Origin of the sequence: Microcoleus sp. Pol12A5 (assembly GCF_036701435.1) — a bacterium.
In the GTDB taxonomy this organism is placed as follows: domain Bacteria; phylum Cyanobacteriota; class Cyanobacteriia; order Cyanobacteriales; family Microcoleaceae; genus Microcoleus.
This window is the reverse complement of record NZ_JAUBQU010000100.1, coordinates 1-22,775: the sequence shown is the minus strand read 5'-3', so window position 1 is coordinate 22,775 and position 22,775 is coordinate 1. Positions and strand designations below refer to the sequence as shown.

Annotated in this window: 22 protein-coding genes; 8 read left to right on the top strand and 14 right to left on the bottom strand. The window is 45.4% G+C overall.

The annotated features are described in order from the left end of the window. Window positions 1-282: 282 nt before the first annotated feature. The 4 genes from QUA45_RS21795 to QUA45_RS21780 form a co-directional block, all read right to left on the bottom strand. The gene (locus tag QUA45_RS21795) at window positions 283-948 is read right to left on the bottom strand and encodes a DUF1295 domain-containing protein (RefSeq protein WP_333096538.1); all 666 of its coding nucleotides are present in this window, start codon (window positions 946-948) and stop codon (window positions 283-285) included. Window positions 949-1,383: 435 nt separating this feature from the next. Beyond that, window positions 1,384-1,785 carry a hypothetical protein gene (locus QUA45_RS21790; RefSeq protein WP_333096537.1) on the bottom strand — a complete coding sequence of 134 codons (402 nt, stop codon included), beginning with the start codon at window positions 1,783-1,785 and terminating at the stop codon, window positions 1,384-1,386. A 65-nt stretch (window positions 1,786-1,850) separates the two neighbouring features. Then, complete coding sequence (locus QUA45_RS21785; protein WP_333222092.1) at window positions 1,851-3,473, bottom strand: serine hydrolase; 1,623 nt, start codon at window positions 3,471-3,473, stop codon at window positions 1,851-1,853. A gap of 263 nt (window positions 3,474-3,736) precedes the next feature. Further along, window positions 3,737-4,693 carry an RNA methyltransferase gene (locus tag QUA45_RS21780; RefSeq protein WP_333096532.1) on the bottom strand — a complete coding sequence of 319 codons (957 nt, stop codon included), beginning with the start codon at window positions 4,691-4,693 and terminating at the stop codon, window positions 3,737-3,739. A gap of 86 nt (window positions 4,694-4,779) precedes the next feature. Here QUA45_RS21780 and QUA45_RS21775 point away from each other — a divergent pair, with 86 nt between their 5' ends. From QUA45_RS21775 to QUA45_RS21765, 3 genes are all read left to right on the top strand, one after another. Further along, window positions 4,780-4,935: a DUF2256 domain-containing protein gene (locus tag QUA45_RS21775; RefSeq protein ID WP_006631540.1), complete on the top strand. Its 156-nt coding sequence runs from the start codon at window positions 4,780-4,782 to the stop codon at window positions 4,933-4,935. A 72-nt stretch (window positions 4,936-5,007) separates the two neighbouring features. Beyond that, window positions 5,008-5,943 carry an isoaspartyl peptidase/L-asparaginase gene (locus tag QUA45_RS21770; RefSeq protein WP_333096530.1) on the top strand — a complete coding sequence of 312 codons (936 nt, stop codon included), beginning with the start codon at window positions 5,008-5,010 and terminating at the stop codon, window positions 5,941-5,943. A gap of 115 nt (window positions 5,944-6,058) precedes the next feature. Then, entirely contained in the window at window positions 6,059-6,784 is a 726-nt protein-coding gene (locus QUA45_RS21765; protein WP_333222091.1) for an SMI1/KNR4 family protein, read from the top strand. A 229-nt stretch (window positions 6,785-7,013) separates the two neighbouring features. On the opposite strand, the gene QUA45_RS21760 is transcribed toward QUA45_RS21765, so the two are convergent. Beyond that, entirely contained in the window at window positions 7,014-8,264 is a 1,251-nt protein-coding gene (locus QUA45_RS21760; protein WP_333222090.1) for a WD40 repeat domain-containing protein, read from the bottom strand. Window positions 8,265-8,451: 187 nt separating this feature from the next. Here QUA45_RS21760 and QUA45_RS21755 point away from each other — a divergent pair, with 187 nt between their 5' ends. The 3 genes from QUA45_RS21755 (at window position 8,452) to QUA45_RS21745 (ending at window position 10,759) form a co-directional block, all read left to right on the top strand. Continuing rightward, a complete protein-coding gene (locus QUA45_RS21755; RefSeq protein ID WP_333096524.1) occupies window positions 8,452-9,069 on the top strand; it encodes a hypothetical protein in 618 nt (205 codons plus the stop codon). Window positions 9,070-9,290: 221 nt separating this feature from the next. After that, a complete protein-coding gene (locus QUA45_RS21750; RefSeq protein ID WP_333222089.1) occupies window positions 9,291-9,440 on the top strand; it encodes a hypothetical protein in 150 nt (49 codons plus the stop codon). Window positions 9,441-10,015: 575 nt separating this feature from the next. Continuing rightward, the gene (locus tag QUA45_RS21745; RefSeq protein WP_333096521.1) at window positions 10,016-10,759 is read left to right on the top strand and encodes a hypothetical protein; all 744 of its coding nucleotides are present in this window, start codon (window positions 10,016-10,018) and stop codon (window positions 10,757-10,759) included. A 179-nt stretch (window positions 10,760-10,938) separates the two neighbouring features. On the opposite strand, the gene glmU is transcribed toward QUA45_RS21745, so the two are convergent. Continuing rightward, on the bottom strand, window positions 10,939-12,327 hold the full coding sequence (gene glmU / locus QUA45_RS21740) for a bifunctional UDP-N-acetylglucosamine diphosphorylase/glucosamine-1-phosphate N-acetyltransferase GlmU (RefSeq protein WP_333222088.1): 1,389 nt from the start codon (window positions 12,325-12,327) through the stop codon (window positions 10,939-10,941). A 511-nt stretch (window positions 12,328-12,838) separates the two neighbouring features. On the opposite strand from glmU, the gene QUA45_RS21735 reads away from it, so the two are divergent. Together QUA45_RS21735 and QUA45_RS21730 are read left to right on the top strand one after the other, a co-directional pair. Then, window positions 12,839-13,843, top strand: a complete 1,005-nt coding sequence (locus QUA45_RS21735; protein ID WP_333222087.1) for a hypothetical protein — start codon at window positions 12,839-12,841, stop codon at window positions 13,841-13,843. A gap of 25 nt (window positions 13,844-13,868) precedes the next feature. Continuing rightward, window positions 13,869-14,693 (top strand): sulfurtransferase, encoded by an 825-nt coding sequence (locus QUA45_RS21730; RefSeq protein WP_333222086.1) that lies wholly within the window; start codon window positions 13,869-13,871, stop codon window positions 14,691-14,693. Between the two features lie 435 nt (window positions 14,694-15,128). Here QUA45_RS21730 and QUA45_RS21725 read toward each other — a convergent pair whose 3' ends face one another. The 8 genes from QUA45_RS21725 to rfaE2 form a co-directional block, all read right to left on the bottom strand. Further along, entirely contained in the window at window positions 15,129-16,601 is a 1,473-nt protein-coding gene (locus QUA45_RS21725; protein ID WP_333222085.1) for an MBOAT family protein, read from the bottom strand. 401 nt (window positions 16,602-17,002) lie between these two features. Further along, a complete protein-coding gene (locus QUA45_RS21720; RefSeq protein ID WP_333096510.1) occupies window positions 17,003-17,158 on the bottom strand; it encodes a hypothetical protein in 156 nt (51 codons plus the stop codon). A gap of 39 nt (window positions 17,159-17,197) precedes the next feature. Then, window positions 17,198-18,736: an ATP-binding protein gene (locus tag QUA45_RS21715; RefSeq protein WP_333096508.1), complete on the bottom strand. Its 1,539-nt coding sequence runs from the start codon at window positions 18,734-18,736 to the stop codon at window positions 17,198-17,200. Next, window positions 18,733-19,752 carry an ATP-binding SpoIIE family protein phosphatase gene (locus QUA45_RS21710; protein WP_333096506.1) on the bottom strand — a complete coding sequence of 340 codons (1,020 nt, stop codon included), beginning with the start codon at window positions 19,750-19,752 and terminating at the stop codon, window positions 18,733-18,735. Before QUA45_RS21710 ends, QUA45_RS21715 begins: the two co-directional genes overlap by 4 nt. Before the next feature lie 210 nt (window positions 19,753-19,962). Further along, window positions 19,963-20,361 carry an anti-sigma regulatory factor gene (locus QUA45_RS21705; RefSeq protein WP_333096504.1) on the bottom strand — a complete coding sequence of 133 codons (399 nt, stop codon included), beginning with the start codon at window positions 20,359-20,361 and terminating at the stop codon, window positions 19,963-19,965. A 264-nt stretch (window positions 20,362-20,625) separates the two neighbouring features. Then, entirely contained in the window at window positions 20,626-21,003 is a 378-nt protein-coding gene (locus QUA45_RS21700; protein ID WP_333077438.1) for an STAS domain-containing protein, read from the bottom strand. Between the two features lie 58 nt (window positions 21,004-21,061). After that, window positions 21,062-21,931 carry an STAS domain-containing protein gene (locus QUA45_RS21695; RefSeq protein WP_333040028.1) on the bottom strand — a complete coding sequence of 290 codons (870 nt, stop codon included), beginning with the start codon at window positions 21,929-21,931 and terminating at the stop codon, window positions 21,062-21,064. A 141-nt stretch (window positions 21,932-22,072) separates the two neighbouring features. Then, window positions 22,073-22,567: a D-glycero-beta-D-manno-heptose 1-phosphate adenylyltransferase gene (rfaE2, locus tag QUA45_RS21690; protein ID WP_445305339.1), complete on the bottom strand. Its 495-nt coding sequence runs from the start codon at window positions 22,565-22,567 to the stop codon at window positions 22,073-22,075. Between the last annotated feature and the right edge of the window lie 208 nt (window positions 22,568-22,775).

Below are 22,775 nucleotides of genomic sequence, written 5' to 3'. Positions count from 1 at the left end.
GGCTGGTGCGGCAAGGGTTTGAGCCTCTGTGTCTTGAAAAACGATCGTTGAAAAGTATCTAACGACTGCTTTAAATCGCCTACAAGCCTGACAGTGAAAGTTACCAAAGGGGTATGGGGCAATGGCTAAGGCTGTGTGGCAAAGGCGGGAAATTTATTATTAGAAGCTTTATCTTATTTTGCGGATATAAGTTGAGCTACATTCACGGCATTTCCTAAAAATTCGCCTTATTATCCCTCATCAACTCCTACTGTAATTCCGCAACGCCCTGAATTACTATTTTTAACCAACTTTCTCCTCTAAACTGTCTTTTTTTTGTTCGAGAGCTGTCGATACAAATAGTCGAGGTAGTAAAAATCCCGACCGAGCTTTGTAGTCGGCAAATTCAGGATATCGTCCGAGTGAACGATCTTTTTTTATCATGTTAGGAATAAAAACACCAGCAACAAAAGCTGCCAGAATTAAAAAAGGTAGCCAGTGCTGAACTAGCATCGCAAACGATCCGTAGATGAGGATTTCTCCTAAGTAATTCGTATTGCGCGATCTGGCAAAAAATCCTTCAGTTATTAGTCCCGAACGGTACTTAAGGGTGTAATACTTCTGTGCATCAGCAGTATAGTGTAGAAAGACACCGATAATATTTAGGGAAATTGCTGCTGCCACTAACGGCAGAGGTGGTTGTGAGCCACTGCTAATCAAAATAAAAGGTGCTACCCAATAGAGACTAACTAACACAAAGCCGAATATTCCCGTTCCGACAGAGATTTCTTGTTCCCACTGTTTATCTGGATATATCTGGTCTTTGAGCAGCCACAACAAACCATAAGTACCGTGCAGGGCGAGATAAACCCAAGCACCCAAATTAAAATTTTGGTAAATGAACATCAATGTCAAAATAAATGGAAAGCTGAGTCCTTTGTGCAGATTGATAAAGTGCTTGCTTTTCATAGCTTTTGTTAATCTCTATCTAGTAAACTCAATCTCTGTTTATATTACACTTTTTTAGATCTAACTACTTATCACGAGCAAACTTATCAATCTGCTTCTATTTTGCCTGACGCGGTAACAAGCAACTTAAAAGCGTGACCGGAGTGCCCTCGTTCGTTTATTTGACAGCTCCGGCTCTCGGCTTAACAAAGAAAATCGATCGCGATTTCAGTAGCGATAGAATGTGGCGCGGCTCATCCGCTCCGAAAGCTTAATCAATGATTTCTCTAATCGGGCGATCGCTATTTAACAAGTTCATATCGTTTCCGGTTGCATGGGGATGATAAAGTCAAGGTCAATAATTTAACATTCCCCCACTCCCCACTCCCCACTCCCCACTCTCCATCATTGAAAAACGTGGTTTCTGAGCACCGATGAGTAAAGTCTTAAGTCTCGTTAAATTCCGTTTGAGTTGCGAATTTGCCCGTTGTAATCGACTCTCACCCTTCCATCTTGAGAAACCGTAACAACTGTCTCTACAGTATAGACAGACGAACCAGGCTTGGAACCCTTAAAAGTAAAAGTCCAAGTTCCATCGCCATTGTCAACAAAAGGCGATTCCTTAGAAGTACCGTGCATAGAAGCTTCAGCTCGATAGTTGCCTAAACCCCCATTAGCCCTTTCTGCTGCTTGACGGGCTAAGTTTTTTGCCCGATTGAGTTCGATATTGTTGTTAATCACTGTCACGCCATCGGTCTGATATTCAGGAGCAGGATTAGCGTTACTCAAGGTGGGGGAGACTCCAACGGCTAAAGTTGAAAGCGCTACCAGACCAGCAAGTCGAATGTTTAGTTTCATAATACAAACTGATTTATAGTTTGATAAAGTCTACAACGCTTGCCCGAAAAAACCCGGTTGAATTTTCAATTTTTAATTTTGACTTGTGAATCGTCTGGCATTTCTCCACCGTTCAAATAGCGGTAACTCATTCGAGAAATATCCCGAATCAATGTTTGAGCTGGCTTCTCCGTTTCCGGCGAATGCTTCACCATCACCGCCACCAAATAACGCTTACCGTTGGGCAAATCCACCATCCCCGCATCCGCAAGCATTGTATCAATGTTGCCGGTTTTGTGAGCAATAACTGAACCTTCGCCTAAACCTTTCGGTAGCAAAGAATCGTTTTTAGTTTGGCGCATGATTTGCAAAATGCGATCGCGCGATTTCACCGATACCAAATTACCCCGATCGACCTGGGCTATGATATTAATCAAATCCTTCGGACTGGTAGTATTAGTTCCCTCCAAATCTGGCAATTTATTATGCAGAACCGTGGTACTCAAACCCCAATTTGCAAAATTCTGATTTAAAACCTCAGCACCTCCCAACAATTCAATCATCATATTTGTCGCCGTATTGTCGCTGACAACAATCATCTTTTGGGCAACTTCCAAAGCCGAATACTTCTTACCAGGGGAGTCGTCTTGCATCTCCCCAGAACCGCCGACAATGTGTTCTGGCTTCAGCGTCAGCATCTGATCTAACTGCACTTTCCCCTCATCTACTGCTTGAAAAAAAGCTACTAAAATTGGCAGTTTAATTGTGCTAGCTGAAGCAAAAGCAGTATCCCCATTAAAGTTTAGGTAGCTTCCAGTATCTAAATCGACTAGAAATATTCCGGCTGTCAAACTAGGATTTTCTGTAGCTAAAACCTGAACTTGCGTTTTCAAAGCTCCTAATTCTTGATTCAGTTGCAGCACTTCTGGGGTTGCGGGTGCCGCAGATGCGCTATCGCCTGGGTTGTTCTGCCCTGTGCTGGTTTGTTCTTCTGTCGCTACAGTGGATGCTCGACTCACAGCATTTACCACCGACAGCAGCGTACCGCAAATCACCGCTATGCCAACTCCCAAAATCAGCAAGCGAGTAGCATACACCAACGGCGGTACGCTCCGAGGTGCAGAGCGTTTACCCGGTCTCTGACTCGCTTGTGGGCGGGGTTTAGGCACGGGGGTTTTTTTGGCATCTGCGGGGATTACCGTGTCTTGAATGCGAACAGGGGGCGAACTGGGACGACTTCCACGGGTTGTAGGGGGAGTGCCTGTGGGGAGCTGGCTGTTGGGATTGCTGGCGATCGAACTCACGTTTTCCCGCTCCAGAGTCGGGTCCGGAAACTCGAACATATCGACAGCAGCGAGACCTTTTTTCGCTGGTTGGCGAGTCTTCGACTGCGGAGTTTTGCTGGTTCTGGGTTTTCTGGGGTTAATTGCCGATCGGGGATCGGATAAAAAGTCTTGTGTAGCAAATTCTTCCGAAGATGTGGGAGAATTTGCTCCAATTCTGCTGCCGCGGCCCTGTTGCAGTGGCAAAGTCGCAGGTTCGGGCGATCGAATTTCTGAATTGCCGTTTTGCGGTTGCGGAGGGCGGCGGCGACCCGATTTGCCAGACTGACTTGCTTTGCCGGACTTAGGCTGCTTTGAGCCGGAGTTGGGAGAGGATATCGAGGATATCACCGATAATATCGATCCTTTGGGAAACCGCTCTGCCACGTCTTACTCCTTCATCACTAATGTAAAGTTCAAGTTTAAGATTTTTCAGCTTGCCAGCCAATCAATTTTAGATTTTAGATTTTAGATTTTAGATTTGCCCCAGACGCTGCATGGTATCAGCAACCAGGTTTATTGCTCGCAAATTATCGCAAAGCTTAGGTTTTTAGTCAAGAAACCCTGTTATGAAAGTGACAAGTGGGTGCAGGAAAGTTTTCTGTGAAAAACAATCCTCAATCTCACATCCCCAATTATCAGCATTTGTCCTAGCTATCCGTTGGATTTTCCGGTAACGCCCCATCCAGAGTATCAGAATTTGCCTCTCGTGGGTAAGTTTTGATTGCCCATTCTGTTTGGCGGAGGACGCCCCGCAGCATGGCGACTTCATCCACTGTCGGATAGGCTCTGTTGTACAAACGCCGAAATTTTTCCATCCGGCTTGCTGCTGTGTGCTGCTGCAAATATCCTATTTTTAACAGCAAAGTTTCTAGTTGCTGGTAATATCCCTCTAAATTTTCCAAGGAAGCACTGGCGAGGGGAATTGAGGGATTTTCTGTCTGGCGGGTGGCAAGTTGTTCTTGGTAACAAGTTGATAAATTATCTGTGGCATCGGGTATTGAAGAGGCAGAGCCTCTGGATATGCGTTCCCTGGCTGAGCCTGGGAACGAGGCATCTTCTTCTTCCTTCCCTCTTCCTTCTTCCCTCTTCCCTCTTCCCTCTTCCCTCTTCCTTCTTCCTTCTTCCCGGTATAGTTCGTAACAGCAGATAGCGACGGCTTGGGCGAGATTTAGGGAAGTGTAGGCATTGCTGCTGGGAATGCGGATCAGGCGCTGAGCGCGGTTTAATTCGGCATTGGTCAAGCCGCAGTCTTCTCGACCGAAAATTAGGGCGCTGGGGGCTTCAAGGAGCCAAGGCAAGGCATCTGCGGGTTCTTCTAGTTGTGTTGGCAACGATCGACAATCATCCCCTGTAGTTGCGATCGCTCTGACACACCCAACCAAAGCAGCGGGCAAACTCTCGACTACTTTGGTAGTTTCCAATATGTCGGCGGCGCGAACAGCCATCAGTCGGGCTTCTTCCCCTAAATGATCGCATTGAGGATTTACCAAAACTAATTGGTGCAAACCCATATTTTTCATGACACGGGCAACAGAACCGACATTCAATGGACCGGCAGGTTCGACTAAGACGATTCGGATGTTGGCGTCGGCCGTTTCGAGCATTTTTATTTCGGGAGGTGTTAGGCAGAAATTGGTTGTTTTGTTTGTTTTGATTAAAATTTAATCTGTAATGTAATGTCAAAGTTAGCATGGCCAAGCAGCGATCGAAATCTGATTTACCGACAAAAATGTGCCCAGTCTGCGATCGACCTTTTACGTGGCGCAAAAAATGGGCCGACTGCTGGGATGAGGTCAAATACTGCTCCGAACGTTGTCGTCGCCGCCGTTTGGCGGCTCAAGATTAAGAAGTTAGGGCAAGTTGCTCGATCGAAGCTAAGATTGCAAAGGAAAAATTTTAGGTTATTAGGTTATAAATTATGGCATCGCAACAAGTGCAACCAAAGCTAGTTATTCACGGCGGTGCCGGCAGTTCTCTACACAGTAAAGGCGGAATTGAGGCGGTGCGAAAATCGCTTTACGATGTTTTGGACGAAGTTTATCCGCTGCTGAAAGACGGTGCAAGTGCCGTAGATGCAGTGGTGCGGGGGTGCCAATTGTTGGAAGATGACCCGCGATTCAATGCCGGTACTGGTTCTGTGGTGCAGTCGGACGGTCAAATTCGGATGAGTGCTTCGCTGATGGACGGTTTGATGCAGCGTTTCAGCGGGGCGATTAATGTTTCTCGCGTTCAACATCCGATCGAACTTGCTCAATTTTTGCAGCATTCGGACGATCGAGTTCTCTCTGATTTTGGTTCGGCGGAATTGCTGCGAGAACTTCAATTGCCGATTTACGATCCGATGACGGATTTGCGCTTGCACGAGTGGATGCAGGAACGCCAAGGCAATTTTAGCAAAGCAATGGCTGACGTGGTTGCCGAACCGGCCGGTATGGGTACGATCGGAGTCGTAGCTTTGGATGTGCATGGACGCTTGGCTGCTGGAACTTCGACTGGTGGCAAGGGTTTTGAGCGGATTGGGCGGGTTAGCGACTCGGCGATGCCGGCGGGAAATTATGCGGCCCAAAGTGCGGCGGTAAGCTGTACGGGGATTGGCGAGCACATTATGGACGAGTGTTTGGCCGCGCGAATTGTGGTTCGGGTGACAGATGGTTTAAGTTTGAAAGCTGCTTTTGAGCGTTCTTTTACTGAAGCTGACGAGCGTCAACGGGATTTTGGCGCAATTGGAATTGATGCTAGCGGGGCGATCGCTTTCGGCAAAACTAGCGAGGTGATTTTGGGTGCTTTTCACAACGGTATGGAAATGGGTGATACTTTGGAAATGAGCAAGGGAACGCTGATTTTTATTGCTTAGCAAAGATGAGATTTGTTGCTTTTTTTGGATGCGATCGCGTATTCGCCGCGCGATCGCATGATTGGGACTACCTCCTGTTTACGTCTTAACCGTCTTGCCGGTAGCTCTACATAACATGAGTTCAAACGATATTAAAGAATTAGTAGAACTGCTTCGACGCTTGCGGCAAGAAGATAAAAATCTTCGCGTGTTCGGCGCAGATTCTCACCAATACAAACTGGAACAAACGCTTGCGGAAGCTGAGTTGCAGAGTTTCGAGCAGAAACATAAAATCAAGCTGCCCAAAGATTACCGTTTATTCTTGAAAGAAATTGGCAACGGTGGAGCAGGGCCCTTCTACGGTTTGGAGCTTCTTGAAAAGGCCGCACAGTATCGCGATTTGAGCAAACCATTCCCCTTCACCAAAGCAACAGACTCTTATTCAGATGAGGAGTTGGAGGAGTGGGGCGATAGAGACGAATATCCCGGCGTGTTGGAGTTATGCCATCAGGGGTGCGCCATCTACTCTTATCTCGTTGTAAACGGCCCCGCACACGGCACGATTTGGAACGGCAGGGAGGATTTCTATCCAACGGAATTGTCTTTTGGCAGATGGTATCGCCGCTGGGTTGAGAAGGCATTGCGGACTCTTGAAAATGAGCCGCTTGTGGATAAGCTCGCATTGGGAATGTCCAAGGAACAAATCTTAGCGGCAGCGGGAGGCGACTGGCAAGAACGAAAAGCCCTTTGTAACTCAATTTATTTCTTTGAAGCTCCAGAAATCCCGGCTCAACTTGAGTTAAACGAAGACAAAATAGTTATCAAAATCAACCTTTGGCCTTTCATATTAGCGCAGCCATAGGAAGGGCGGCATTACGCCATAATTAATAACCTCCTAATAGCCTTGGCGGTTGCTATAATACCCGCTTTATTTTTTAGTCTTTTAGAGAGGGACTTCGTTTGTGTAGTTTGAGGTAAAAAGCGATTTCAATCGCCGAGTGACACAGAAGATAACTAAAATGGATTTGGTAGAAAAAACATTAAATCAATTATAGTACAACAATTTAAGCGATCGCGTCACCTTTGTAATCTTAAATCTGCAGTTGCCAAAGTTTAACAGTACCGTTCTCCCCGCCGCTAACTAGAGTTTCAGCCAAAAGCCCGATCGCCACCGCAGACACAGGGCTAGAATGTCTATCTAAAGTGTGCAGCAATTCGCCGCGAAAATTCCAAAGTCTAACAGTACCGTCAAAACAGCCCACTGCAAAGTATTTCCCGTCGGGGCTAATTGCGGCGGCGGAAGTAATGCGAATTCCTGTGTGCACGGAATGCAATAAGTCGCCTGTTTGCAAATTCCAAAGTTTGATAGTTTGGCCACCATGATTGACAAGAATTTGGCTATCGGAAGAAATCGCTACATAATTTTCGCTGCCAAATGTTCGTCTCACTTCGCCTCCGGGCAATTCCCACAAAGTGACTGTGGCGCGACAGAAACCGCTGGCTGCATTGAGGCCGCTGGCCACTAGCATTTTGCCGTTGGGACTCAGGGCGATCGCACTAATGTCATCCCCTTGATAGCCTTCCAAAACTTGCAGCAGTTGGCCGCTGTTGAGGTGCTGAAGCTTGATTGTGCCGCGGGTGGTGCCGATCGCCAAAATTTGCCAGTCGGGGCTGACGGCGACAGATTCGTGGCGGTGCACGTCTGCCAAACGCTTCAGCAGTTCGCCATTTTGCAGGTTCCAGAGTTTGACTGTGCCCGCGCGCGATCGCGTCAGCAGCGTTTTGCTGGCGGGACTGAAAGCAACTAGCAACACGGCTGTTGAATGTCCGAAAATTGTCTGCCGCAGTTCCCCGCTGTGCAAACTCCAAATTTTCACTGTACTGTCGTCAGATCCCGTTGCCAGTAATTGTCCGTCGGGACTGATAGCCGCAGACAAAATCCTGTCTGAATGGTGAAGAGTGGCTTTTAAGATAGCGCCGGTTGAGGTTTTTGGCTGCGTTTTATATCCGGCTATTTCCAGCCAGTCGATCGCATCTCTCCAATTTTTGAGAGCATTTCGGGGTCGATTTGTCAATAATTCTATGTATCTGTACAAAGTTTTTGACAAGTCAACTTCGACACCTTTGATTTGTTTGTTCAGAAAAACCGCGATTTCCGCTGGGCTGTAGCCACACAACAAGCCACAGAGATGCCGCTTTTCTACGGGTGTCAGCCCTCTTCTGGTGTGGGGGGCGAATTCTTGTTTGGCATTTGCCAAGTCGGTGTAAAGCTTTTGGATTTCCCAGCGGTTGCTTGCCCGTGCAAATGGTTCTTCTGGTCGATGGAGGGTAGAGGGTATCATTTGCGGCAGTCGCGATCGAGTTCCTAGTCAAATTCCTAACCAAAATCCTAACATTCGCTGTGCGCGATCGAACTGTTGTCACCGCTAATCTATTTTTAACACGGCCAACAGGGTAATGAGTTTCAGGTAGAAAATCTGCTCTTTTACTGTTGGCAAAATAACTATACATCAATCGGAGAAATAGAAAATGCCTGGAATTGCGATCGCTTTATTTTTCATCCTAGGTTTAGTTTTAAGTCTTGTTGGCTATTTTTGGGGATTAGTTCAAGCTTTTGGACAGGAAACTATTTGGGGAGTGCTTTACTTGCTTGTCCCCTTGGCTTCATTGGTTTTTTATATCAAAAATTGGAGCAATAAAAAAATTAGAAAAACATTTTTACTTCAATGTGCGGGATTGCTAATGTTTGTATTGGGAGGAATTACTGCTTCAGTATTTTATGGCAAAAATTTTGTAAAAATCTCTGACTCTGGGCCTAATGTAAAGCAGCCGGCTAACGAGCAATCGCCCTCTTCTTTTCCTTCTGATTTCAACACTTCTCAATCACCCTATCAAGAGTTATCTCCTGCTTTCGAGTCATTTCCTGTTGCCGCAGCACCTGTTGCTGAGCCTAATTCTGCTCCTGTTGCTCAAAAAGATCACTTCAAACAATCGATGAAACTCGGCTATATCTACTACGGGCAGGGAGACTATCAAACCGCTTTAATCAATTTTAACAGAGCTTTACAGGTACGTCCGGGCGATGCTTATGCTGTTAAGGCTGTTTATAACACCAAAAGTGCGATCGTCCAAAGCAATGTCAAATAATAATCCGTGCATTAAAAGTTGCCTACAGCGGATAGATAAGTAATTTACATTGTTTTTAAACTCAACAACTATTAAACTAATGAAAATTTTCAAGAAAACAGCAAATAAACTAATAATTAAAACTACGAGTTTCTAATAGTCTGCTATTAATTTGTTTCTTCCTCATCATTGGATTATTGCAGATTATTTTAGCATCAAATTGGATAATGGGAGGTATATTTATGTTGTTTTCGCTGTCCTTGTTGGACGGCGCGATAGATGAAACATACATTTCTGATAAAACTTTTAGCAAAATGACTGTTAAACGACGGGGTGTATGGTTTAATTATGTTACCGAATGCTCAACTCACGAGATTTCTGCGGTGGAATGAGAGGAAGTGGGAGATAGCGATGGAAATCGTAGCTATTATGTTTATTTGTGGATGTTCGGGGGCGATATCATCTGTTTAAGAAGCTATTCACTAACAGAACAACACAAAATTGCTGATTTGATTCGCAGCTATATCTCGATTAGCGATAATCGCACCCTTAGCAATGTATTTGCTTTGCAAGGCCGTAAATCGTAAGTATCCTGTGGGGAAGCCCAAATTAATAACTAACGATAATTAAGCAGGTGTAAATAAACTTGACAATGTAACAAAATGTAAACCTGTACTCACCTGGGTGATTACTTTCCTACAGATTGCGAAGCTAACTTTTTATTCGCGATCACATAATTAATATATTTTTAAGATTCATCTATTTTAAATCATAAAAAGCTATCTTAAACCCAGCAGGTAAATTCGCGAGATTTGTTGTCGGTTAGAAGTTTTAGTGCTAACCTATTACCAAAATAAAAGGGGTCAGGGCAGAAGACGACTTCAAATAATATATAAGTTAACAATTCGACCGATCGGGTTAGTAAGGCGATCTGTAACATCATTTTTGGAATTTAAGGGCCAGGTAAATGAAAATAATCAAGCAAACAGCAAGTGAATTAATAATTCAGACTCAAAGCATATTTGATTTTTGGTTTCCTAGTTGTTTATTCATGGCTTTTGGACTGTTCGGGCTGGCTTTTGATTATCATAAAGCAACTCTGAGCTGCCAGCGATTGCAGGCAAAACAAGGCAGTTGCCAAATTGTGCGATCGAATTTACTGGGTTCAAAAATCCAAGAAATTGAGCTTGCTTCTTTGCAGGGAGCTAAAGTTCAAAGATGCGGCTATAAAACCAGAGTTGTACTTTTAACTTCTGTTGGCAATGTTCCTTTCACTCCTAACTCCACTAATTGGGGAACCCAAGACGCTGTTGCTTCCGACATCAATTTTTATGTTAAAAATGCCAAAGATCGATTGCTGCGTTTAAGTCAAGAAGATCGCTGGTTGGGATGGACAGGAGGCATATTTTTGCTCGCAGCAGCCGCAGTGATCGTTTTGAGAAATAATGAAACCTACAGCTTCGATGGAAATTTAAACACCTTGACTGTTAAACAGCGGGGTTTGTTGGCACGTAAAGTAATTGAATACTCTCTGTGCGAGATTTATGGTGTGGAAGTAGATCGAACCAAAGATAGGCAAAATGACACTTGGTATGAAGTCAGACTGTTAGTTTGTGGAGGATCTCGCATATCCCTGCCCAACACTATGAGCCCCTACGAGCAAGTAGAAATCGCTAAAGCGATTAACAACTATCTGCACCAGCAAAAATAAAAAAAATAGCCGATCGCGATCAACCCGATTTCTCAAGTTTGCCGACTTACGCAGAAACCGGGTTTTTCACCAAAATCTCTTCTACAGTGCCATCGCTTCCGTTATAAAAACCCGGTTTATTTGGTATTTAGTGCGAAATTCGTGGGTGGAAACTCATCATCTAAAAAGTGAACAACCGTTCACTTTTTAGGTTCTTTCAACTTCCAACCTGGTTTGACAACTTGCCGGGAACGCGCAATTACTAAACAATCCTTCGGCACATCTTCTGTCACCACAGAACCCGCAGCTACAGTAACATCTTCTCCCAAAGTGATCGGTGCAACCAGCACGGTGTTAGAACCAGTTTTACTCCGATCGCCTATTTGAGTTTTGTGCTTGTTTTTTCCATCATAATTTGCCGTAATTGTCCCAGCACCGATGTTGACTTTTTCTCCCAAAGTCGCGTCGCCTAAATAAGACAAGTGAGCGACATTAGTTCGATCGCCTATTTGAGTATTTTTCAATTCTACAAAATTGCCGACGCGGCAGTTCGCCCCAATTTCTGCGTGTGCCCGCAAGTGTGCGTAAGGGCCAATTCGCGAATTTTCAGCAACCATACTGTCAGAAACCACCGAATAAAGCACAGTCACATTTTCTGCAATTTGACTGTTTTCGATCAAACTGCCGGGGCCGATGCGACTCCCCGATGCGATCGAAGTGTTTCCCCGCAAGTGAGTTTGCGGTTCAATTACCACATCCGGCTGCAACTCTACGGTATCGTCAATGGTGATGCTGTTGGGCTCGAGCAGCGTCACTCCCGCCGTCATCCACTTGTCCTTTATCCGCGTTTGCAAAATATCGCAAGCTGTAGCTAAATGCTTGCGATCGTTAATTCCCAATATTTCTTGATAATCTTCCACATCCACCGCCATCACCGGACTGAGGAAATTTACCGTATCAGTTAGGTAATATTCTTTTTGGTCATTATCTGCCTTCAATTCTGGCAAAATTTTCTCTAAATCCGGCCAATGAAAGCAGTAAACACCTGCATTAATGCGGTGATTTTGCTTTTGAGCTTGTGTGCAGTCGCGGTCTTCGACAATTTGCTCGACTAAGTTTTGACTGTCGGTAAATACTCGGCCGTATCCTTGGGGATTCGGCAAATTAGCTGTCAATAAAGTAGCAGAGTTTTGGTGCTTTTTGTGAATGGCAATCAATTGTTTGATAGTTTCTGCCCTCAGCAAAGGAACATCTCCATTTAAGACCAGCAAGTCTCCTTGAAATCCCTCTAAGTGAGGCAGCAATTGTTGAATGGCGTGACCTGTTCCTAATTGTTCGGTTTGTTCAACAAATTCTAGGGAAGGAAGTTGAGAATTTTTCCCTGATATTTCTTGACCTCTCATCAGCGATTCTTTAACGAGTTCGCCTCGATAACCGACGATGACAAGTCGCCTGGTAATTTGAATTTCTTGACAACTTTGGAGGACTCGCTCAACTAGCGATCGACCGCCCAATTCGTGTAGAACTTTGGGCAAGTCAGATTTCATGCGCGTGCCGCGTCCAGCCGCTAAAATTGCTATTGCTACCATTGTGCGATCGAGTTATTTGCTATAAAAACTTGAATATTGACTAACTGATGATATCACTCGCTGCCCACCGATGACACTGCGATCGCACAAATTTTTCATCTAAAATTTCCCATCTCGCATCTGCGCGATCGAGGCTTTTTGCAGCCGGATGTCGCTTTTAGGGGCGATGCTTGCGGTTCAACTTAAGGCTGTTACGGTATCTGGACTTGCGCGCCCGGTATCAATTACCAGGTTGAAGCAGCGGTATTGGGCTACCGAGGGAGAGGATTTTCGCCTGTCCTGCAAACCTGAGTTCGGTTTGTAGAAAGGACTGAAGTCTTTTCCCAAGGGATGCCAGGGGTAGCGAGAGTGATAATTTGCATCTTTGGGCTAGGATTTGCCACGATACATTATACTATTTGTTGAATTTCAGTTATTGTGTTTTCAACTCCAAAAAACTCTTTCTGACTTTTTCATTTTTTCTACCTTTTACCTTCTACCTTCTATCTTCTGCGTTATCAGGTGTCCAGCTATGACAGAGCTTAATTTTCAGGAACTTGCCAAGCAGGGAAATCTCGCCACTGCGATCGCATCTTGGCTAAACAGCAAGTTGCAATCTGAAGGCATCACAGCCTCGGCAAATCTCGACGGCGATTGTTTGGATGTAATTCTTGAGGCCGAGCAGGTACCCATAGAAGATACATTAGTTGATTTTGTTCGCACCGAGCTGACGAATTTGCAGCCGGATTCGATTCGCAAAGTTAAGGTTGAGGGCCGAGAAAGCGGTCAGATTGCTGCTGCTTGGAGTCAAGAGTTTAGTGTGGAGAACAGCAATTTTGAACCGCAGAGCTTAGGGGGAGAATCTGTGCCAAATAGTGCTGTTGCTAATATGGATGATCGCACAGAGATGGAGAACAATTTTGAGGAGGAAAAACCGCCCGAACTTGCTGCATTTGAGAATCGGCTGCGATCGACTTTCATTGTAGTTGGGCTAGTAACGGGTATGTTGGCGATCGCCGTGGTGGCGTTTGTCGGTAAAATTGTGAACCAGCCAGCAGCAACTGCGGGGAATAATCCCGATGAAACAGCAAATTTAGCAACTGCACCAGATACTTTTCGAGAAGCCGTTAACAGCGCACTCAAAGCAGCAGAATTAGGGCGATCGGCTAAAACCAAGGAAGATTGGACTACAGTTACCGATAGCTGGCAAGAAGCGGTTTCATTAATGAGAAGAGTACCAGTCTCTAGCCCCAACCATCAACTAGCTCAAGCAAAAGTGATCGAGTATCAGAAATATCTACTTTACGCTCAAGAAGCAGCAGTAACTCCTCCTCTGCCAACTCCAACTCCCGCACCAGCCGAAAAATTACCTTCGGAAAAAGCAACTCCTAAAAAATCAAATTCGCCCAAAGAAACTTCGGAAAAAGCAACTCCTAAAAAATCAAATTCTGAAAATAGAGCTTCAGAGAAAGCCAATTCTAAGAAATTTCCTTCCGACCAAAAAGCAGAACCAGAGAAAAAATCTCCTTCTAGATAATGTTAAAATATAGATTTGAATAATTATGACTGACAACACTTTAATTGTTTCTCCTGAATGGTTAGCCGCCAATACCGACAATCCGCAAGTTGTAATCATTGACTGTCGGTTTTCCCTGGCAGACCCTGAATTGGGACAAAAACAATATCAAGAAAGTCACATTCCGGGAGCTTTCTATTTAGATTTAAACCGCGATCTCGCGAGTTCAGTGGGCAAACACGGCGGTAGACATCCACTGCCAAATATTGAAGAATTAGCTGAGAAGTTGAGCGCGATCGGTATTAATTCACAAGAAACTTTAGTTGTAGCTTATGACGATTCACGGCTAGCTTTTGCGGCTCGTTTGTGGTGGCTGCTGCGGTATATCGGACACAGCAAAGTGGCTTTGTTAGACGGCGGTTTCAGCGCATGGAAAGTGGCGGGCTATCCGGTAACAAATATTTTGCCAGAACCCCGTGAGGGTAAATTAGTTCCTCACTTGCAGCCGGATTTGGCGGTAGATATTGAGGCGGTAAAAGAGCGTAAAGACTTGCCCGGAAAGGTTTTGGTTGATTCCCGAGAAAGTGAGAGATATCAAGGTTTGCGGGAGCCGATCGACCCCATTGCAGGTCACATTCCGGGTGCGGTTAACTATCCGTGGCAAGGGGTGACGGATGAAACTGGAAAAGTGCGATCGGCATCCGAACAAAAACAGCGGTGGACGGAATTAGAAAAAGCCGAAGAAATTATTGTTTATTGCGGTTCCGGGGTGACGGCTTGCGTTAATTTACTATCTTTAGAAATCGCCGGAATTCCCGATGCTAAACTTTATGTCGGTAGCTGGAGTGACTGGTGTTCTTATCAGTTGTAGTGCCCAGGATCGAGATGATTGTTGACTGTTGACTGTGAGTTGTAGGGTAGCCAGCATTGATGTCAACTTAACGTTAAACCCTAATGCCAGCAGCGGTTGAAACAAGAGCCTCAAAACGAAATTCCTCGCTAAGCTGTTGCGGGATTTAAATTGTATGTCAAAAAAATTAAAGTCTTGTGGGGTGGGCGTCCCGCCCGCCCTGAATATACAATTTAAATGCGCGACAGCTTATGAGGACTAATGAGTTGTTCAGTCCTCTTTGAGAGGACTTTAGCTATGAGACAGGGAATTCATTCCCTGGCAGATTGTTGAGTGAGCGGGATGACTGGCGAACTAAAAGTTTAACTTGACACTAATAGGTAGCGGGGAATCACTTCGGCCCACCTCAATGTCGTCGTAGGGTGCGCTGCACCTTACGGCGAAGTAAATAATACCCTAAAAATCAAAATAAATATAAGGCAAACCCCCTTCAGGAGCCAACACCCAAACCGCATACAAACAAAGCGGAACTAACACCAATTTCAGCGGCCAATTTAACTCCAATTTCAAACCCCGACTCAACGCATAATTCCCCAGCATCGCCGCAGCCAAAGCCGCCAAAATCCAAGTTAAATGCACTCTTTCCAAACCCAAAGCTTCGCCATAAACTTTCTCAGCAAACTGCACGTCAGCAGTGTGTCCCCACAAATGCGAAATCGCCCATCCAGAATCCTTTAAATCTGGAAGACGGAAAAATATCCAACTACCAAAAACCATCGCCTGAGTCAACAGCCAACCGATCGCAATCCCGATCGGATTTTCCCACAAAAACTCGATCCGCAACCGCTTAAACACTACATCAGTCAGCCTGTGAACCGCCAAAGCTAAACCGTGCAAACCCCCCCACACAATAAATCCCCAAGCTGCCCCGTGCCACATTCCCGCAATTAACATGACCAGGGACAAATTCAGACAAGTGCGCCACAAACCGACTCGCGAACCACCCAAAGGAAAATACAAATAATTGCGTAGCCAATCACCTAAAGTCATGTGCCAGCGCCGCCAAAAATCAGCTATGCTGGCACTAAAATAAGGAAAATCAAAATTTGGCGGCAAATACCAACCCAGTAGCAAAGCAGTACCGCGCGCCATGTCAACATAGCCACTAAAATCGAGATAAAGTTGCAGCCCGTAAGCAAAAATCGCCAGCCACAAATCCTCGCTACCCGCCCGCTGCAAGTTGGTAAAGCTTAAATCGACATAAATTCCCAAGTTATCTGCGAAAAGACCTTTTTTTACTGCACCAAAGGCGATCGTCCAAAGTCCCTCAGAAATGCGATCGGGGGTCGGAAATTGCTGGGTTTTCAGTTGATATATCAAGTTGTGATACCGAGTAATCGGGCCGGAAATCAGTTTTGGAAAAAACAACTTGTAAGCAGCAAAGTGCAGCAGCGAAGTAGCAGCAGGCGCGCCTCGGTACACGTCAATCAAATAAGCAATGCACTCAAAGCAAAAGAAACTTAATCCCAGGGGTGCGATGACGTGACTTTTCACCCAGCCAGCTCCGTCGATAGCTAAAGGCCAATTGAACAAAGTGCCGATCGAACTCAATAAAAAAGGCACATACTTAAAGCCCAGAAGCAGCAACACATTCAGGCAGATGCCTATCCACAGCAGCAACAAACGGCGGCGGTTCCAAGATTCATTAGCAATCCGCCAATCCAGAGGTTCCCCAATCGCCATCGCCAAGCAGTAATTAAACAAAGCACCGACTAAAAGCAGAGGAATGTACCAAATTTGCAGCGAAGCGTAAAAAATTAAACTACCCGCCAACATGATGAACAGCCGCCACCACCGCAGCGGAACCAACCAGTAAGCCGCGAACATAACTAATAGAAACAGGGCATATTGAAGGGAGATGAAAGTCATACCATTTTAGATTTTAGATTTTAGATTTTAGAATTGGGAAGTGGGAATTGTGAATGGCTTATTTTTTATGGGTTTGGATTACGCGCCTACAGTTGCATTTTTTTATTAATCGAGACTTTGCTAAGAACAAGATTTATCATGGATGTTAGCCGATCGCCGACACGAAAATAAGCCCTCGGTAAGTCCCTACTATATAGTCGGCAACTGAGAACTGCTACATTTTACAGCACAAAGGTTAAATGCTGTTGCAAATTAAATAAATTTTGCCTGCTATAAATTATCTATCTTACGCACCATATAAAAATCGCTGAAAAAATATAATTAGGTTCGCAGCATCCGACTTCAGTCCTCAAAAGCTAAAATGCCTGATATCGTTTCCCTTCGCATCGGAATAATACTTTTTATCTTACAGTCCTAGCATCCCGCACAGCAAAAAAGTGATGTAACCGAAAATGTTTGGAATTCCTCACGATCGCAGGTATTTGACAAGTAGCCCCATCGCCTTTCAACTCTTCCCAAACGTCAAATTCAGTCAGACCCAGCATCGTAATATCCATAAAAATTGGGCTCGGCTGTGCTTTGCCGAACCCCAACTTTCAGCACCGTGGGCGACTTATATCGCAGTACAAGGAATTTCTGCCAGCAAGTCTTTCAGCAAATACCGAAAAACTATCTTCATCCTCCCCAATCAAAACTTTTGTTGCTGAATCCGGCACTGGCGATCTAGAATTTGCGATCGCGTGCGGTATTTCATCTGCCTTACCAGCGGACATTTCCAAAGGATTTTCTTCCTCTCCAGGATACAGAATTGGCAGTGTGACAAAAAAAGTCGAACCAACTCCGGGTGAACTTGTGATTTCAATACTTCCCCCTAGAAATTCCGCCAGTTTTTTGCACAGAGACAATCCCAATCCCGTGCCTTTGACGCCCTTCTGCAAGGGGTTTTCGAGTTGGACAAATTCTTCAAAAATCCGCCTTTGATCGGCTGGGGGAATGCCGATGCCCGTATCTGCTACTGAAAAAGTAACTGTTCCTTCCTCTCCCATTTCCGCAGCAACTCGAACTTCACCTGTTTCGGTAAATTTGAGGGCATTAGAAATCAGATTTCGCAAAATCTGAGAAACTTTTCCCTCGTCGGTTGTGAGGATGGGAAGTTCGAGAGGATCTTCAAAAATTATAGAAACGGGAGAGTTTGGGGGAAGCAGGGGGCGCATCATTCCTCGCAGCGCGCTGAACAAATCTTCGACTTCAAAATCAGCCACGCGAAGAGTTAGTTTTCCGGCTTCCACTTTGGCTAAATCTAACGAGTCGTTGACAAGTTCTGCGAGAGACTCGGCGGATTTGTAAATGTAATTTACTTGCTTGTCCTGTTCGGCTGAAAGTTCTCCGTCGAGGCGATTTAACAATATTTCCGAAAGGCTCATAATTGCCGTTAGCGGAGTGCGAAACTCGTGGCTCATATTGGAGAGAAAGCTGGTTTTGAGTTCGCTGGCGCGCCGGAGAGATTCGGCCTTGTCGTTCAATTCAGCGTAAAGTGCCAGGACTCCGCGATTGGTATCTTTTAGTTGTTGATTTAATTGTACGAGTTCTTCTTGACGCTGGCGGAGTTCGTCTAAAGTGCGTAGTAATTCTTGATTTTGCTGCTGAATTTCGGCATAGGGATCTTCGGGAATTTGGCGCGCTAGTTTGTCAACTAATTGATTTAGTTCGATCGCACTCAGCGCAGGCATATGTTTGGAAAACTGCTTAATTAATTGTACAGCCGTTCCGCGATCGGGCGCCGAGTCGATTTGCACTTCGTCCATCAACCGTTTGGCTGCTGCTAAACCGAGTCCCGCGCCGGTTTGCGATCGAAAATTGGGGCTTAACACAGCCGGTAAATCAGCAATTCCCGGCCCCGTGTCGGAAATCCGAGTCCGAAAAATTTGGGGCGAGTCCCCTTCCACAATGAATTCTACTTTGCCACCGCCGGCATATTTGAAAGCATTGCGGGCAATTTCGGAAACTGCTGTGGCGATGCGGGTTTGTACTTGGGAATCGAATCCCAGCCCTTTAGCAATTTGGCGAGCTCTTTGGCGTACTTGTACGATGTCTTGTTCAAAGCGGACTTCCGTCGTCAGGATTGGGTAACTCACGCTGCTTCTCTCACCTTGGCTACTATAACTGTCATGTCATCGCGAGTGCGTTTGAAGTCCCGGTAGAGCACGGCTGCGATTAAAGCAGGATGCCTGGAGGCTAAACCCGGGTAGCGGTTTAAATTCCACTGCGCCGCCAAACCGTCGGAGTGCATGATGAGTAGGGACTGCTGCGACCAAGGATAGACAAATTCTGCTACTTTTCGCATCATATGTCCAACTGTGCCGTTGTAGGAAACCATGCTGCGGCTTTGGTTATCTGTGACAACTACACCGCTGATGTTGCCAATTCCGGCAAAACAAATTGTTTGTTGGGTAGGATCGATTTGGGCGATCGCCGCAGCCGCTCCTCTGGTATTTTTTAAAGCAGCGTGCGCCTTCTCTAAAATTGCTTTGGGCCCGAGTTTGGCGTTTTCCTCAAATACGCGCACTGCTTCGCGAGACGCTTCCTCCGCCAAATCCCCGTAGCCGAGTCCGTCAGCAACTAAAATCAGGTTTTTGTCAAGGTGATTTTCCGCCGCCCAGGAATCGCCGCAAATTTGCTCTCCTACTTTCGGCAAGTGGATGACCCCCAATTCCAAGTAATTGCTGTTTTGGAAGGCTTCCCGGCTATTTTGGGTCGGTTCCAGCCGCATTAATAAGGCTGTTCCCAGTTTTGGTACAGAATGAATATCAAAAAAACTAGAGAGGCGTTTAATTGCCCCCAGTCCTGTTCCAGGGCTTCCCGCTGTAGAAAAACCGTCCCGCAGACAAAGCGCGACATTTGCCATTCCTTGGCCCCGATCTAGCGCTACTATTTCAATGCTATATCCTGCCGCTGTTTTTAATGTTCGCAGCAAAATTTCTCCTTCGCCTCCGTGCTTGACCACGTTTTTTGCTGCTTCGGTGGTAACAATTGCCACTTTACCGCGATCGGTCTCGTTAAATCCGACTTCGGCCGCCAGGGCCACTGCGATTCGCCGCGCTTCTCCGACTTGACTTTCTTCTGTTAGGGGCAGGGCTACGGCATCTATCATTTTTTATCAGCTCTTATAATGAAATCCTCCATACGCCAACCCTCTTCGGGTATGGTATGGGATTCCAAGAATCACTTCTTGGCTTTGCTGGTTGCTCTTTATACCAATTTAAAAAATAATACAACTATACGCAAGCTCCAAACCCCGATCGTCCTCACTCATTCCCAATGCTTTAATCTAAAATCTCAACTCTCAAATCGTATTACTTCTTCAGCGCCAGCGGACGATCGCAATTTTAGTCCCCTTACCCACTTTGGAAACAATCTCAAATTCGTGCATCAACCGCTTGGAACCACTGAGCCCCAAACCCAAACCGTGATTAGAAGTATAACCGTCAGTCATTGCCAATTCGATGTCTGGAATTCCCGGGCCCTTGTCTTCAAATATCAGCCGCAGCCCTTTGCGGGTCCCTAATTGCAGCATTTCGAGAGTTACAGTTCCCCCTTTGCCGTACTCTACAGTATTGCGGGCGAGTTCGCTGGCTGCGGTAACGATTTTCGTTTGGTCTAATAAACCGAATCCCATTGCTACAGCCCAAGTTCGCACTTGCTGTCGTACGTGGACTATATCGGATGACGATCGGATTTCTAGTATCTCACGTTTTGACATGGCGGCTACTGTACCAAAATAGAACTTCTCCCCAAAATATAGGACTTACGCTCATCAACTTAGTTTCTCCTAATAGGACTTACGCGCTTACTACGATTTTCTCTCAAAAGAGAACATAGTGCGGGAATCTTAAACCCTTGATTTAACTTCCTTGAGTGCGTAAGCCCTTTCCTAAGAAATCTTCTGTTTGTCAACAAGGTATCTACAAACAAATTAGGTTTCTTGACTGCCTGTGCCTCGGTCAGGGAACAACTAATCGACTGCTTACCCTTGCTCGTCAAGAGACCAACCCAAGGAGTTTCTTAACAAAATCATGCCCTTTTCAACGCTTAAAGCTGTGCGAACTCCTGTCAGGGAAAGCCCCAACTCAACGAGGGTAATAGCAACCGCTGGCTGCATCCCGACTACAACTGTCTCCGCATCTAAAATTCGTGACATACTAGCGATATTGTTGATAATACGACCGATAAAAGAATCAACTATTTCGAGGGAAGAAATTTCAATTAACACACCTTTAACACCTGTTTTGACGATGCGGTTTGTCAGGTCATCTTGCAGTGTAATTGCTAAGCGATCGTGCATATCTACTTGAATTGTTACTAGCAAGAATTCTCCCATTTGAAGAATTGGTATTCGTTCCACAAATTCACCTATTTGTTGTTAAGTTTTGCTTAAGATTTTCTGTCAGACTGCAATATGTTTATCTTTCCTCTTTAAGATTTTTTATAGTTAAACCTTGGCGCTGCAAAGCGACTTTAAAAGCATCTGCTAAAGTCGCTTTTGTCAGAATATCCTGCAAGTCAACTCCCAAATGAACAATGGTTTGAGCTATTTGCGGGCGAATGCCGCTGATGATGCACTCAGTACCCATTAAACGGGCGGCGGCGACAGTTTTTAATAAATGTTGAGCAACTAAAGTGTCAACTGTCGGCACACCTGTAATGTCTAAAATTGCAAATTCTGAGCCGGTTTCCATGATTTCTTGCAACAGAGTTTCCATTACTATTTGAGTGCGGGCACTGTCGAGAGTCCCGATCATGGGTAAAGCAAGAATACCTTGCCAAAGTTTGACTACTGGTGTTGACAATTCGAGCATTTCTTGCTGCTGGCGTTCGATGACTTCTTCGCGAGCTTTGAGAAAAATTTCTGTCACCCAAAGGCCAAGCTGGTCTAATAAACTGGTGGAAAGCCAAAGTTGTTCGACAAGTGCGTCGCGGTTTTCTGTCAGTTCATGACAAAGCCGATCGAACAATGGCTTTTTGAAGCATAAAATGAAACTCGCTATCTCTGAGGGAGTAAAGCCTCTCTGAACGCGCGATCGTGAAACTTCTGCTAGCAGCACCCGCATATTTTCCCATTCGGGTGTCTGGATGTCGCTAAAGTTACCGTTCCCGACTGCAATGTGGAGCAATTGCAGGAACTCTTGACACTCGGAGCGCAATTCTTTGGCTCTCATCAAGTCGTCCCGCCGCAGCCCGGTATTTTGCAGTTCTTTGAGCCAGTCTGCTAGTAACTCTGCTTTGTGTCTTTGTAGGATTTCCGCGATCGTGTTATTGCTTGTGAGTTCCATTGAAATTCTCTCCTGCTTAGGAATTGGGATGAAGTTGTACGAGCGATTCCCTACGGGATAGCTTCGCCGCGCGTACCAAGCGTTTTTTTTGATGGGGCAACTTCTGAGTTTAGCTCACTGCTTGCTATTTGCGAGTAAGGGTTAAGTACCTAATTGTAAAATGCGTTTGACGATCGCACTGGTAGAACTCGGAACTTCTATTTCGATTAAGGAAATCTTGCCACCTCCGGCGATAACTGCCGGTGCTTCCGGCAGAGTTTCGACTTGATAGTCGCCTCCTTTAACGTATATATCAGGCTTCAGGATATTTATCAGTTTAGTTGCTGTAATCTCGGAAAAAATTACTACGGCGTCTACTGGTTTGAGGGCAGCTAACACTTCGGCTCGCTGGTTTTCCGGTACGATCGGGCGGGGTGGCAATCCCGGCTGCTGCGGTTTGATAGCTTGCACGCTGGCGTCGCTATTCAAGCCCACCACGAGCGATCGCCCCAATTTTTTTGCCGCCTGCAAATAGCGAACGTGGCCACAGTGCAGGATATCGAAGCAGCCGTTAGTAAACACGATCGGACGCCACTTGTCCGGAGCGGATGCGATCGCTCTTTCAAGTTCTCTCAACGTGTAAATATCAGAAATCATTGCAGTCATTACCACCAAATTTGAACAGCGATCAAAATTATTCTACCAAAAAAAGTGAAATTTAGCACTTTTACTATTGAATAATAAATCATTTAAGCCGGCAATAATTAATAGTTAACAGCGAGGGAATAGCAGGGTAAGAGCATCTCAATCACGCTTGACAAAAGGACTCAGAAGAATCTAATATATTGTCAGTCAAACAAGAACG

What these genes read in the sequence shown, in the direction of transcription:
- QUA45_RS21795 (WP_333096538.1), bottom strand. Translation starts at nt 948, where the DNA reads ATGAAAAGCAAGCACTTTATCAATCTGCACAAAGGACTCAGCTTTCCA.
- QUA45_RS21790 (WP_333096537.1), bottom strand. Translation starts at nt 1,785, where the DNA reads ATGAAACTAAACATTCGACTTGCTGGTCTGGTAGCGCTTTCAACTTTA.
- QUA45_RS21780 (WP_333096532.1), bottom strand. Translation starts at nt 4,693, where the DNA reads ATGCTCGAAACGGCCGACGCCAACATCCGAATCGTCTTAGTCGAACCT.
- QUA45_RS21775 (WP_006631540.1), top strand. Translation starts at nt 4,780, where the DNA reads ATGGCCAAGCAGCGATCGAAATCTGATTTACCGACAAAAATGTGCCCA.
- QUA45_RS21770 (WP_333096530.1), top strand. Translation starts at nt 5,008, where the DNA reads ATGGCATCGCAACAAGTGCAACCAAAGCTAGTTATTCACGGCGGTGCC.
- QUA45_RS21765 (WP_333222091.1), top strand. Translation starts at nt 6,059, where the DNA reads ATGAGTTCAAACGATATTAAAGAATTAGTAGAACTGCTTCGACGCTTG.
- QUA45_RS21760 (WP_333222090.1), bottom strand. Translation starts at nt 8,264, where the DNA reads ATGATACCCTCTACCCTCCATCGACCAGAAGAACCATTTGCACGGGCA.
- QUA45_RS21755 (WP_333096524.1), top strand. Translation starts at nt 8,452, where the DNA reads ATGCCTGGAATTGCGATCGCTTTATTTTTCATCCTAGGTTTAGTTTTA.
- QUA45_RS21750 (WP_333222089.1), top strand. Translation starts at nt 9,291, where the DNA reads ATGTTGTTTTCGCTGTCCTTGTTGGACGGCGCGATAGATGAAACATAC.
- QUA45_RS21745 (WP_333096521.1), top strand. Translation starts at nt 10,016, where the DNA reads ATGAAAATAATCAAGCAAACAGCAAGTGAATTAATAATTCAGACTCAA.
- glmU (WP_333222088.1), bottom strand. Translation starts at nt 12,327, where the DNA reads ATGGTAGCAATAGCAATTTTAGCGGCTGGACGCGGCACGCGCATGAAA.
- QUA45_RS21735 (WP_333222087.1), top strand. Translation starts at nt 12,839, where the DNA reads ATGACAGAGCTTAATTTTCAGGAACTTGCCAAGCAGGGAAATCTCGCC.
- QUA45_RS21730 (WP_333222086.1), top strand. Translation starts at nt 13,869, where the DNA reads ATGACTGACAACACTTTAATTGTTTCTCCTGAATGGTTAGCCGCCAAT.
- QUA45_RS21725 (WP_333222085.1), bottom strand. Translation starts at nt 16,601, where the DNA reads ATGACTTTCATCTCCCTTCAATATGCCCTGTTTCTATTAGTTATGTTC.
- QUA45_RS21720 (WP_333096510.1), bottom strand. Translation starts at nt 17,158, where the DNA reads ATGGATATTACGATGCTGGGTCTGACTGAATTTGACGTTTGGGAAGAG.
- QUA45_RS21710 (WP_333096506.1), bottom strand. Translation starts at nt 19,752, where the DNA reads ATGATAGATGCCGTAGCCCTGCCCCTAACAGAAGAAAGTCAAGTCGGA.
- QUA45_RS21705 (WP_333096504.1), bottom strand. Translation starts at nt 20,361, where the DNA reads ATGTCAAAACGTGAGATACTAGAAATCCGATCGTCATCCGATATAGTC.
- QUA45_RS21695 (WP_333040028.1), bottom strand. Translation starts at nt 21,931, where the DNA reads ATGGAACTCACAAGCAATAACACGATCGCGGAAATCCTACAAAGACAC.
- rfaE2 (WP_445305339.1), bottom strand. Translation starts at nt 22,567, where the DNA reads ATGATTTCTGATATTTACACGTTGAGAGAACTTGAAAGAGCGATCGCA.